The 10,363-nt window shown below is 71.0% G+C and carries 20 protein-coding genes, 1 tRNA gene and 1 pseudogene; 12 read left to right on the forward strand and 10 right to left on the reverse strand.

Going from position 1 to position 10,363, the window contains the following annotated elements; translation table 11 throughout:
• Positions 1-60: 60 nt before the first annotated feature.
• Positions 61-519 (forward strand): NUDIX hydrolase, encoded by a 459-nt coding sequence (locus MKK55_RS08190; protein WP_147729062.1) that lies wholly within the window; start codon positions 61-63, stop codon positions 517-519.
• Positions 520-637: 118 nt separating this feature from the next.
• Positions 638-712, forward strand: a tRNA-Thr gene (locus MKK55_RS08195).
• 363 nt (positions 713-1,075) lie between these two features.
• Here MKK55_RS08195 and MKK55_RS08200 read toward each other — a convergent pair.
• The gene (locus MKK55_RS08200; RefSeq protein ID WP_147729057.1) at positions 1,076-1,276 is read right to left on the reverse strand and encodes a hypothetical protein; all 201 of its coding nucleotides are present in this window, start codon (positions 1,274-1,276) and stop codon (positions 1,076-1,078) included.
• Between the two features lie 320 nt (positions 1,277-1,596).
• Complete coding sequence (locus MKK55_RS08205; RefSeq protein ID WP_147729058.1) at positions 1,597-1,809, reverse strand: hypothetical protein; 213 nt, start codon at positions 1,807-1,809, stop codon at positions 1,597-1,599.
• Positions 1,810-1,932: 123 nt separating this feature from the next.
• Between MKK55_RS08205 and MKK55_RS08210 the strand changes: the two genes are divergently transcribed.
• Positions 1,933-2,184 carry a DUF6894 family protein gene (locus MKK55_RS08210; RefSeq protein WP_147729059.1) on the forward strand — a complete coding sequence of 84 codons (252 nt, stop codon included), beginning with the start codon at positions 1,933-1,935 and terminating at the stop codon, positions 2,182-2,184.
• 140 nt (positions 2,185-2,324) lie between these two features.
• Here MKK55_RS08210 and MKK55_RS08215 read toward each other — a convergent pair whose 3' ends face one another.
• On the reverse strand, positions 2,325-2,612 hold the full coding sequence (locus tag MKK55_RS08215) for a hypothetical protein (RefSeq protein WP_243934137.1): 288 nt from the start codon (positions 2,610-2,612) through the stop codon (positions 2,325-2,327).
• On the opposite strand from MKK55_RS08215, the gene MKK55_RS08220 reads away from it, so the two are divergent.
• Entirely contained in the window at positions 2,596-2,943 is a 348-nt protein-coding gene (locus MKK55_RS08220; RefSeq protein WP_243934138.1) for a hypothetical protein, read from the forward strand. The genes MKK55_RS08215 and MKK55_RS08220 overlap by 17 nt on opposite strands.
• 221 nt (positions 2,944-3,164) lie before the next feature.
• Positions 3,165-3,491 carry a hypothetical protein gene (locus tag MKK55_RS08225; RefSeq protein WP_243932627.1) on the forward strand — a complete coding sequence of 109 codons (327 nt, stop codon included), beginning with the start codon at positions 3,165-3,167 and terminating at the stop codon, positions 3,489-3,491.
• 64 nt (positions 3,492-3,555) lie between these two features.
• Here the strand turns inward: MKK55_RS08225 and MKK55_RS08230 are convergent, their stop codons facing one another.
• Positions 3,556-4,152 (reverse strand): MucR family transcriptional regulator, encoded by a 597-nt coding sequence (locus MKK55_RS08230; protein ID WP_243934139.1) that lies wholly within the window; start codon positions 4,150-4,152, stop codon positions 3,556-3,558.
• 201 nt (positions 4,153-4,353) lie between these two features.
• Between MKK55_RS08230 and MKK55_RS08235 the strand changes: the two genes are divergently transcribed.
• A complete protein-coding gene (locus MKK55_RS08235) occupies positions 4,354-4,578 on the forward strand; it encodes a hypothetical protein (protein ID WP_147728717.1) in 225 nt (74 codons plus the stop codon).
• Positions 4,579-4,667: 89 nt separating this feature from the next.
• Here the strand turns inward: MKK55_RS08235 and MKK55_RS08240 are convergent, their stop codons facing one another.
• Positions 4,668-4,889, reverse strand: a complete 222-nt coding sequence (locus MKK55_RS08240) for a hypothetical protein (RefSeq protein ID WP_147728718.1) — start codon at positions 4,887-4,889, stop codon at positions 4,668-4,670.
• A 123-nt stretch (positions 4,890-5,012) separates the two neighbouring features.
• Here MKK55_RS08240 and MKK55_RS08245 point away from each other — a divergent pair, with 123 nt between their 5' ends.
• From MKK55_RS08245 to MKK55_RS08255, 3 genes are all read left to right on the forward strand, one after another.
• Complete coding sequence (locus MKK55_RS08245; protein WP_243934140.1) at positions 5,013-5,807, forward strand: transporter substrate-binding domain-containing protein; 795 nt, start codon at positions 5,013-5,015, stop codon at positions 5,805-5,807.
• 15 nt (positions 5,808-5,822) lie between these two features.
• Complete coding sequence (locus MKK55_RS08250) at positions 5,823-6,242, forward strand: cupin domain-containing protein (protein WP_243934141.1); 420 nt, start codon at positions 5,823-5,825, stop codon at positions 6,240-6,242.
• A gap of 89 nt (positions 6,243-6,331) precedes the next feature.
• Positions 6,332-6,613 carry a hypothetical protein gene (locus tag MKK55_RS08255; protein WP_243934142.1) on the forward strand — a complete coding sequence of 94 codons (282 nt, stop codon included), beginning with the start codon at positions 6,332-6,334 and terminating at the stop codon, positions 6,611-6,613.
• Positions 6,614-6,763: 150 nt separating this feature from the next.
• On the opposite strand, the gene MKK55_RS08260 is transcribed toward MKK55_RS08255, so the two are convergent.
• Positions 6,764-7,027, reverse strand: coding sequence for a hypothetical protein (locus MKK55_RS08260; protein ID WP_243934143.1), 264 nt, complete (start codon positions 7,025-7,027; stop codon positions 6,764-6,766).
• Positions 7,028-7,175: 148 nt separating this feature from the next.
• Positions 7,176-7,370 carry a DUF3606 domain-containing protein gene (locus MKK55_RS08265; RefSeq protein WP_147728722.1) on the reverse strand — a complete coding sequence of 65 codons (195 nt, stop codon included), beginning with the start codon at positions 7,368-7,370 and terminating at the stop codon, positions 7,176-7,178.
• Positions 7,371-7,529: 159 nt separating this feature from the next.
• Between MKK55_RS08265 and MKK55_RS08270 the strand changes: the two genes are divergently transcribed.
• Entirely contained in the window at positions 7,530-8,285 is a 756-nt protein-coding gene (locus MKK55_RS08270; RefSeq protein ID WP_243934144.1) for a hemerythrin domain-containing protein, read from the forward strand.
• Positions 8,286-8,377: 92 nt separating this feature from the next.
• Positions 8,378-8,674 carry a hypothetical protein gene (locus MKK55_RS08275; protein WP_243934146.1) on the forward strand — a complete coding sequence of 99 codons (297 nt, stop codon included), beginning with the start codon at positions 8,378-8,380 and terminating at the stop codon, positions 8,672-8,674.
• 31 nt (positions 8,675-8,705) lie between these two features.
• Here the strand turns inward: MKK55_RS08275 and MKK55_RS08280 are convergent, their stop codons facing one another.
• Together MKK55_RS08280 and MKK55_RS08285 are read right to left on the reverse strand one after the other, a co-directional pair.
• Positions 8,706-8,885, reverse strand: coding sequence for a hypothetical protein (locus tag MKK55_RS08280; protein WP_147729004.1), 180 nt, complete (start codon positions 8,883-8,885; stop codon positions 8,706-8,708).
• A gap of 16 nt (positions 8,886-8,901) precedes the next feature.
• Positions 8,902-9,120, reverse strand: a complete 219-nt coding sequence (locus MKK55_RS08285; RefSeq protein ID WP_147729005.1) for a hypothetical protein — start codon at positions 9,118-9,120, stop codon at positions 8,902-8,904.
• A 223-nt stretch (positions 9,121-9,343) separates the two neighbouring features.
• Here MKK55_RS08285 and MKK55_RS08290 point away from each other — a divergent pair, with 223 nt between their 5' ends.
• Positions 9,344-10,033 carry an SDR family NAD(P)-dependent oxidoreductase gene (locus tag MKK55_RS08290; protein WP_147729006.1) on the forward strand — a complete coding sequence of 230 codons (690 nt, stop codon included), beginning with the start codon at positions 9,344-9,346 and terminating at the stop codon, positions 10,031-10,033.
• A gap of 198 nt (positions 10,034-10,231) precedes the next feature.
• Here the strand turns inward: MKK55_RS08290 and MKK55_RS08295 are convergent.
• Positions 10,232-10,363, reverse strand: a pseudogene (locus MKK55_RS08295) (IS5/IS1182 family transposase); the annotation flags it as partial.

A 10,363-nucleotide genomic window follows, 5' to 3' on the forward strand; every position in this document is an offset into this window, starting at 1 on the left:
CGGGCCGCACGCCTCGGAGCGCTGGAACCGCATCGGAGCGCCCGCATGGCGCCGACGCGCATGACGACGATGCCGCTCGACGACGAGCGCGAGGCGCGGCCGCAGGTCGGCGCGCTGCCGTTCCGGCGCGAGCCCGACGGCAGCTACAGCGTGCTCCTCGTCACCTCCCGCGAGAGCCGGCGCTGGGTGATCCCGAAGGGGTGGCCGATGAAGGGGCGCAAGCCCTTCGAGGCGGCGGCCCGCGAGGCCTACGAGGAGGCCGGCGTGATCGGCCAGATCGGCAAGCGGCCGCTCGGCTTCTACCTCTACCAGAAGCGCCTGAAGAACCGCGACGCGGTGCTGTGCCAGGTGAAGGTGTTTCCGCTCGAGGTGCGCAAGCACCGCAAGACCTGGCCGGAGCAGCACCAGCGCGAGCAGCGCTGGTTCACCCCCGCGGACGCCGCCGAGGCGGTGACCGAGCCGGGCTTGGCCGCGATCATCCGCGCGGCGCTGAAGCGCGACGGCCGCCCCAAAACGTGATCCACCCGGTCGATTGCGCCCTCGGGACCGCCAAGCGCGATTGCCAAGCCGCCGTCGATCCCTTAAAGCCCCTCTCGGTCGGACGGAGACGCCCCCTCGCGGGCCCCGGATCGCCGTTGCTGCGGTAGCTCAGTGGTAGAGCACCTCATTGGTAATGAGGAGGTCGTGGGTTCGATCCCCCCTCGCAGCACCATCAATCCACGCTTCCGATGAGCACTGAGATCGACCGGTAGGGCGTTGTCCCCCGGGCGCGCTTTTTCGCATGGGCAGAACGCGGGCGAGCCAAGCTCCCCCTGCCCGATCGACATCCCCGAACACCACCTTGTCGGGACCGTCTCGTTCCCGGTCGGCTTGGGTGCCGGCTTGGGCCGCGGCGGAGGCTACGGATCGCTCTCGGCAGCGTGGTCATGGACCGGTGCGCCCCCGCTCGCGGATCGGGCGCGGATCGGCCCATGCCGATCGTGCCATCGCCCATGCTGCCGGCCGGAAAATCGGCGCGGATGCGCGGGCGGTCAGGGGCGGGGCGCACGGGTTGCGCCCCGCGAACGCAAGACCCTTACTTGTTGGTCCGGCCCTGGTGGTTCGGATCGATCCCGCCGTCGAGCTTCGTCTCGTTGGCCGTGTCGCCCTCCACCGTCGAGTCCGCCTCGATGTCCTCGATGTCGTGACCCGTCAGGCCTCGGGACTGGCCGATCCCCGGATTGCCCTTCAGGTCGGCATCGGTCGGCGTATCGGTCTTCGGGTGCTTGTTCGACATGGGTGCTCCAATCGGTCGGCCGGCGCGAAGCCTGCGCCGCAGCCTCGGGACGTGGGGAGCAAACCCCGGGTCGAAACGGCCGTTCCGATCGCCCGGCGCGGAGCGACCCTCGGCCGCGCCGCACGGTGCGCGGGTGTCGGCTCGCGTACGCCGACCGTGCTCCCGAGAAAGCCGCCGATCGATCGCCAGCGGGCGGGAGAAGGGATCGCCGTCGGCCTCATCGCGGGGCGAAGGAAAGCCCGCACGGCCGAGACGTGCCGTCCGGCCCGCCCACGGCCGCCTGATGATCCGGCGCCCGCGATGGCCGTGGCCGCGCTCCGTCAGAGCTGCCCGCGGACGTAGCCGCGCGAGACCAGCCGGTCCCGCCGCAGCGACCGGCGCTCGGCCTCGGCCAGGTCTGCGAGCGCGTCCTCGACCACCTGCACCAGCGCGATCCAGGCATCGCCGCGGGCGGCCCTCCGGTAGGCCAGCGCGATCGTCTCGGCCTCGGTGAGCCGGATCTCCACAGGCGGTTGGTGGGGCTGGGGGTGCATCGCGGTTCCGAGTTGTCCAAGAACATACAAGGAACAAGTAGCAAGCGGGCCGACGGTTCAACCATGGCGAGCACGGTGGGCCACGGAACGGTGAAATGCTGTGGAGGGCGGGGTAGAAGGCCAATGCCGACACCGCTTTACCGTTTCCACTGCACGAACGGCTTCGACCTCGTGGCCGATCTCCAGGGCAGGCGGCTGCCGACCTGGGCGCTCATGCGCCTCCACGCCGAGCGGGTCGCGATCGACCTGATGCTCGGCAGCGCGCGGCGCGATTGGTCGGCCTGGACGGTCGAGATCTACGATGCGGCGGGCCGGCACGTGATCTCGAAGCCGTTCGTGGACATTCTGGAGAGCCGATCGGAACGGAAGAAATAGTTTCTGTTTTTCGCTGCCGAATGGCCTCGAACCAGCGACAGCGCAGAAGATTGACTTGTCATGGAGGCAGCCATGACAGCAACGCGCATGATCCTATCCACCCTTGTGCTGTGTATCCTTCCCGCGGCGACGGCGACCGCTCAGACCGGCGACATCCGGACCGGTGCGATCCCGCCCGTCAACGAGAAGGCGGTGACCACGACCGCCGTCGGGCAGACCAAAAAGCCGAGCCGTGATGCGGGCTCGGTATCGGACCGATCGAGATCACCCGGCGACGTCGGGGACGGCATGATCCGGAACATCTGTATCGGGTGCGAGCCGGATCGCAGCACGCTCGACACGGTGACGACGAACGTTCCCCCCAGGACCGGGGGCGAAACCTGGAATACGAAGCTCGAGCGGCTTCGCAAGTTGCCCGAACCCAGCAAGCAGGGCGACCTCGATACCTTCTCTCTCGCTTCGGCCCATCGCGAGCGAGCGGAATCGGTGCAGGAGAAGACCAACGGCCTGTGGCAATCGTGGCTGGTCTCCGTGTGCGAGGGCTGCGGAGACCAGAAGCCGGCCAAGGCCTGGAACCTGCAGGATCGGCCCTCCTTCCGGCTCGGATCGGTCACGCCGGATCGTCCGGAGGGCGACGCGTCGTCCGAGAAGATGCCCCCGGCCGAGCCGAGGCAGGTCGCCGTCCACCATCACGGCGCCTTCGAGGCGGACCTCTCCCCCGAGAACGTCGGCTCGATCAGGCGCATGCCGCAACGCTGATCCGATCGGCTCCTTCTCTCGTCCGCAGCCACTTGGTCCCAGTGCGGACCATCCGCTCGCCCGTCCTCGCGACGGTCGCAGCCTGCACGCGCTCGCCCCCCCTGGGCCGGCGGCCGATGTCCAGAGCGGACGACGCGGCTCGGCGTTTCGTCGCACGCGGCGGCGGCGCCCGAACCGTGATCGATGCGGGCGGTTGCCGCGTGACCACGAGAGAGGATGTGATGATGTCGAACCCAGCCAAGGGTCGGTCCGGCGACGGTCAGCAGCACGAGACGACGAGCGCGCAGGCCGAGCGGGCGGCCGAGGTGCAGCGGGCCGGAAGCGCCGAGGCGGGGGCCGGCCACCCCGAAGTTCTCGAAGGCGGCAAGGCGGAGGCGCCGACGGAGGGCAAGGGGCAGCCGAAATCCGCGGCCTCGAACGCGCCGGCCGGTGCGACGAGCGACGCCGCCACCAGCTCGGCGACGGTCGGGAAGGCCGAGAAGGAGGCTGCAGCCGCGGCCGGCGCCGGCAAGGCGCAGCACGGGCGCGGGCACCGCAAGGCGGAGTAGCACGCTCTCGCCGGGCGATCCGGCCCCGTCCCGATCCACCCACGGGACGGGGCGTCGAACGGCGTCAGGCCGGCTCGGCGACCGTCTTGGCGTTGCCTTTGCGGCCACGCGTCTTCGGAGCCGGCGTCGGCGCTCCTTCGGCCTGGGACGCTTCTACGGCCTTGGGCGACTCGGCGGCTTTGGGCTTGCGTCCGCGCGCCTTCGGAGCCTCGGCGGTCGCCTCGACCGCTGCGGCGGCCGCGGGCTGCTTCCGCCGCTGCTGACCGAGGCCGAGCGAGCGCGCCAACGCCGAGCGCGTGGCGGAGTAGTTCGCCGAGGTCGACGGGTAGTCCGCCGGCAGGCCGTAGCGGGTCCTGTACTCCTCGAACGACAGGCCGTTCCCGTTCAGATGGCGCTTCAGCGTCTTGTAGGGCTTGCCGTCGAGGAAGGAGACCAGCGCGTCGGGCGTGACCGACTTGCGGATCTGAGCCGCCGTCGGCTTCTCCGGGCCCGCGGGCTCGGCCGGCTTGCCGTTGCGAAGTTCGGACAGCATCGCGTGCACGTTGGCGATCAGCGTCGGCAGCTCGGCCACCTGGACATGATTGCCCGAGACATAGGCCGCGACGATGTCGGCCGTGAGACCGACGGGGGTATTGGGCTGATATTCGAGCTGATCTTCCAAGGCGGCACTCCTTTTCCGGAAAAGCTATGGCTCTGCGGGCTCGCCTATCTCGTCAAGTGCCGTTCGAACGAAACGCGTGGGTATCGAATGTAATATTGCAGAAACCGAGCGATCCCGACGTGCGACGATCCTATCTCTGGAACCAGGACTGCCGATCCCTGTTCTGACGTCACGGCGCAGCGCCGTGGAAGGCTCTTCAGAATGAACAAGCTCATCCTCGGCGCAACGGTGGCGCTCGGCCTCCTGCTCGGCGCCAACACCGCCGGCATGGCGTCACCGGGCGATGGCCTCGATCGCAACGCGGCGGCGACCGGCAACGGTCGCATGGGCGGAATGCACGCCGGCGCGCGCACCGGCGGGATGATGCGCCCCCGCATGGGCGGGATGCGGATGATGCGGCGCCATCACCGGCGTCACCACCGCTGAGCGACCGGCCCTCTCGATCGGCGCACGACGCAGGAACCCCGGGACGCTCGCGCGATCCGGAATTCCTGCGTCGGCGAGCGCCGGTCGCCCTAGGGACGCTCCGCCTTCGGCCAGGTGTCGATCACGGCCTCGCCCGATCGCAGCTCGACCCGGTGGGCATGCGCATCGTCCCGCGTCTCGCACAGGTCGACCGCCGATGCGAAGCGCAGGCGGGCAGCCACCTCGGTGGCGGCATCCTCCTCGACGACGACGTGCCCGTCCCGGTAGGTGAGCACCACGAAGGGCGGGTTCTTCAGATCGCTGACTTCCATGGGCTCGCTCCGACCGCGTGTCATGGCGCAACGTTCGTCGGCGGTTCCCGCTCCGCCCGCATGGGACCCGCTTCGACGACGGTGTACAGCGGACGGCGAGAAACCACTCCGGGAACGCCACCCATGCCGCTCGCCCAGGGATTGCCGGCCGCGCTCGCCATTCTCGCCGCCATGACGCTTCCCGGGCTTGCGCAGGAGACCGCCGCGAAGGCCACGCTGGCGCCGACCGGCACGCTCCGGGTCGGCCTCGTCGAGGCGCCGTCCGCCGGCCTCGTCTTCGTCGCCCGCTCGCCGGACGGGACGCCCGAGGGCGTCACCGCGGATCTCGGCGCAGACCTTGCGCGACAGGTGGGCCTGCCGCTGGCCGTGACCCTCTTCCCGAACTCGGGCGCTGCGGCAGCGGCCCTCCAGGCCGAGGCGATCGACGTGAGCTTCATGCCCGTCGATGCGGCGCGTCGGCAGGTGCTCGATTTCGGGCCGGGCTACTACGACCTCGAGAGCACCTACCTGGTGACCGGCGCGTCGGGCATCGTCGACGTCGCGCAGGTCGACCGGCCGGATCTCAAGGTGGTGGCAATCGACGGGACCACGACGATCCGCGCCTCGGCCCGCACGCTGACGCGGACCCGGCCGGTGGCCGTCTCTTCCGTGGCCGAGGCGATCGAGCGGATGCGAACCGGAGCGGCCGACGCCTTCGCCCTGTCGCGAGACACGCTGCAGCCGATCGTGGCGCAGGTCCCCGGCTCGCGGATCGTCACCGGCGGCTTCCAGCGGACGCAGGTCGCCGTCGCGGTGCCGAAGGGCCGGCCGGCGGCGCTCGCCTCGGTGACGGTGTGGCTTGCGGAGGCGAAGCGGTCGGGCCTCGTGCGCCGGATCTTCGACGCCCACGGCTTCGATGGGGATGCGGTGGCACCGTAGGAACGGAGCGAGGCGATGAGGCGATGGTACGCAAGCGTCGGGCTCGCGCTGGCCTGCACGGCCGGTGGAATCGGTTTCGGGGGCTCGGCGATGGCGCAGGAGACGGTGGTGCACGAGATCAGGCGGACCGAGCTCGGCCGCGCGCCGGTCTCCGGCGACGACACGCGCGAGATCATCATGCAGCTGGTGGAGTTTCCGCCGGGTGCGACCTCGCCCCGCCACGTCCACCACGGCGAGGAGTCGTTCTACGTGATCGAGGGCGGCACGGTGCAGGTGTCCGGCAAGGAACCGAAGCAACGGCTGGCCGGCGAGCGCGGGATCAACCCGCGCGGCGTGCCGCACGCGGGCTACACGGTGGTCGGCGACAGGACGATCAAGGTCCTGTCGGTCTACGTGGTCGACAAGGGCAAGCCCTTGCAGGAGCCGCCCCCCTGATCGCGGGCCTGCCGAAGATGCACCCAACGAAGCGGGCGACGCGCGAAACAGCGTCGTCCGAGCACCCCGACGCGAAAGGCTTTTCTGGAATGAGCGAGACGCCCGATCCCGACCGCGCGGCCCGCGCCATCGCGGAGAACGTCTATGCGGCGTACTGCCGCCAGGCGACCATGCCGGCTCACCCTTTGGAGGAGCAGACGATCGTCACCCGGCTGGTCGAGGCGATCCACCCGCAGATGGGCGGCTCCCCGGGCGCGATCGTCGAAGCCGTCAACGCCGCCCTATCGGCCTGGGAACAGCGGGATCCGGACATTCGCGGCCCGCGCGTCGCAACGATCGACCAGAGCGACGGCGCGATCACCCTGGGGTGAGCGCGGCCTCGGGGTGCGGTCCGGATCGGCGCACGCTTGCCGCCGGAAGACCGAGCGACGAGAGCCGGATCCCGCCTCGCGGAGCTCCATGCCTACCGCCGGGCGGGAACCGCCCGCGCGACGCGGCTCGGGGCGCCGGTGGGGCGGGCCTCAACCCTTCTTCTTGTAGGCCTCGATCGCGTTGCGGCACCCGGGCGAGAGCTTCGACATGTTCCTGTTGAAGCAAGCGCGCGTCTCGGGGCCGTCCTCGAGCGGCAGGCCGGTGCAGAAGGTCGCGAAGTCGCCGGCGCAGAGCAGCTGCATCGCGGCCTTGTCTTCCTGCGACACCGGAGCGGCGATCGCTGCGGTCGCCGCAAACGTCGCGAGCGCAAAGCCGACTCCAAAACGTACCAACATCGTCTTCTCCTGAGGCACCCGGTTGACCCGGGTCCGGTGCCAGAACGTTGCGGGATGCGTCCGGGTTGCGCCGCCCGGCCCACGTCGTCGCGCGGCGTGTCCCGACAGGCACGGTCGGAACGGTGCTCGATCGCCCACCGGCCCGATGGGCCGGCGAAGCGTCGCGTCAGACGATGCCGCTGGCCTCGTACGGCCAGGGAAGGCCGAGATGCGCCGCGACCTTCTCGGCGTCGTGGCCGACGGCCTCCACAGCCGCCCCGAGCGTCTCCACCGGCACCTGGAGCTTGCGCGCCCAGTAGGCGGCCGCGTCCGGCGTCGAGAGGTTAACGGTCTGAGGCTCGTGCGTGTCGTCGATCGGCATGGGGTGCTCCTGCCTCCCCCAATGCGGCAGTGCACCGGCGGTTCATTCACGCGGCCCGCCCCGGCGATTCGTTGCGCACGCTGCGCCCCGAGCACGGGCGGATGGAGGAACGGCCGGTGGGCGGGGCGGTTAGCAGGTACAACGGTAAGGAGTACCATCATGGATGTCTGGCAGCTCATCGGGCGCGACCACGCGAACATCGAGCAACTCATCCACGATGCGCCGAAGGCATCGCAGGGGCCGGGTGCCGTGCGGAGCCGCGAGCGCCTTCTCGGCGAGCTCATCGATCGCCTCGAAGCACATGCCGAGGCGGTCTCCGTCAGCCTCTACGCCCCCCTCGGCCGGCGCGCGCAGACGCGGACGCTGGTTGATGCGCTGGACGAGCAGCACCGGGCGTTCATGAGCCAGCTCGCGGACCTGGCGCGACAGCGTCGGACGGGCTCCGAGGGGTGGCTGGATGCCTTCGAGGACGCGACCTTCCTCGTCGACCAGTACCTTCACCGCCACAAGCACGAGTTGATCCCGGCAGCGCGGGCGTTGCTGTCCGAGGGCGAGGTCCGCGATGCGGGCCAGACGTTCGTTCAAGCCAAGCGCTGGATGCTGCAGGGCCGCGACCGTCCGGCACCGGCACCGGCACCGGCACTGCGGAGCGAGCTCGACCTCCGGGTCATCGTCTGTACCCTGGCGGTCGGTCTCGGCTACCTTCTGTGGCAGGCGGGCTTCCTCGGTCGAGCCGGCGGCCGCCGCGGCGCGACCGGCGGCGCGAGCCGGGGCGTGAACCCGGCGACGGCCTCGATCCCGGCCGGACGCAACGGGGTGGACGGCCCGGCGCAGCGCCGGGAGCGGCTGCTCGACGAAGGGCTCGAGGAGACCTTCCCCGCCAGCGACCCGATCTCGGCGCAGCGTTTCACCTAGCGGGCCGCGCGGGCGACCGCCGGCGGCACGGTTGTCGCTCCGGACGCGGAATGCGGCGACGGAGAGCCGGGAGCAGGCTCGGGGAGACGGCGATGTCGGACCTGGACACGAAGCGGGAGGAGATCGCGGCCCTCGTCGCCCGCGACCTCGGATTCGACGGGCTCGCCGGGCTGAGCCCATCCGATCGGGCTGCCGTCGACCGGAGGACGGCGGAGCTCGTCGACCGCTGCGATACGACCTCGCCGATGCCGGCCGACGCCCCTGCCGCCGACCGGGAGATGCGTCGCCTGCTCGCGGAGTACCGCGGGCTGCTGCATCTCCCTACCGACGCGGCCAACGTCCGCCTGGCGGAGGTCGGCGAGGTGTTCGCCCCGGACGACGACGCCTGACGCCGTCCTTTCGACCGGAGCAGCGCACGTTCTAGCCGCCCTTCGCGACCAGGAAGAACGCGACGCCGACGACGAGGAGGCTTCGCGCGACCCGGCCGCACGTTATCGCGCCGACGCCGTCGTCGAGGGAACGCAGGTGGGCGATCTGGGCGAACATCGCCGCCCAGTAGGCCGACCACAGGCCGAGGATCGAGGCCATCGCAGGCGACATGGCCGGGCTGCCGGACCTAGCCCGGCGGCCGCCGCTCGTGGCGCCAGGACGCCACCGCGGCACGCCGCGCCTCGTAGGCACGCCGGACGGGCGAGCCGTCGGCGCCGCGCCCTTCCGGGCCGTAGCCGAAGCGCAGGACGCCCTCGGGACCGTAGAGGCGGCTCACCTCGGTTCGCCAGACCCGATCGGTCTGGGCGAGAGTCGCCTCGGTCTCCGCGAGTCGTGTCGCATGCATCGTGGCTGTCCTGAGGGCGGGGTCGTGGGGTCAACGCGAGCCGGCGCCATCCGCTCCGGATCGCACGCGACAAACCGGTTTCTCGACGGGCCGCCCGCGGGGGCTATCTTGAGGCGATGCCCCTGTCCCGCCCCGCCCGTCCCGGTGCCCGCGCAAGCGACGGGCCAAGCCCCGCTTCGCCGTGCCCGGCGACGTCCTTCCGGGGCGCCCGGGCAGGCGCGCGATGAGTGCGCGCCGCGCGCTGATCGTCGGCGCCTCACGCGGGCTCGGCCTCGGTCTCGTCGCCCGGTTCCTTGAGCGCGGCTGGGCGGTGACGGCCACCGTGCGCCGGCCGTCGGCCGCCCTGTCCGAGCTCGCGAGCGCCGGCACGCTGCGGATCGAGACGGGCGTGGACATCGACGACGATGCGGCGGTGACCGCCCTGCGCACGCGGCTGGCGGAGGCTCCGGCCTTCGATCTCGTCTTCGTGGTCGCGGGCGTCGCGACGCAGGCCGGCACGCCGGCCGCGGCGATGCCGCGCGCGGTCGCGACGGCGGTGTTCGAGACGAACGCCCTCAGCCCGATCCGTTTCGCCGAGGCCTTCCACAAGCGCGTCGCACCGGGCGGTCTCGTCGTCCTGATGACGTCGAAGCTCGGCTCGGTGTCGCTGAACCGCGGCGGCGGCTGGAGCAGCTACCGGGCGAGCAAGGCGGCGCTCAACACCCTAGCCCGCTCCTTCGCCGGGCAGCACGCCAAGGCCGATTGGGGCGTCGTGCTGATGCATCCGGGCTGGGTCCGCACGGATCTCGGCGGCCGGCGGGCGACGCTCGACGTCGAGACCAGCGCGCGGGGCATGGTGGCCGTCCTGGAAGGTCGCCTCGGGGGATCCGGCTGCGTCTTCCTCGACCATGCCGGGGAGGTCGTGCCCTGGTAGCCCCTCGAACTCGACGCCGCCGGATCGAGGTCCGTCTTCGGCGTCGCGGCGCGATCGCAACGCCGGACAGGCCATCCCTCCGGCTTCGAACGATTCCCGCCGGATCCGTGCCCCGGTCGGAGGCGATCGTTCGGATCGATGCCCTGCGTCGAGACGCTTCGGGCCCGAAAAGCAAACCGCCGCCCGAACTAAGAGCGCCTAACAGAACCGCCTGATTTGGTTGAGGGTGATGAGACTGGCGGCGAGGTTGGTGAAGGCCTCGTAGATGTCGGCGCGGCGCTCGTAGCGTACGGGCAGGCGTCGGAAACGGTTGAACCAGGCATGGGTGCG

The sequence above is a fragment of the Methylobacterium sp. J-059 genome, from assembly GCF_022829485.1.
GTDB lineage: Bacteria > Pseudomonadota > Alphaproteobacteria > Rhizobiales > Beijerinckiaceae > Methylobacterium.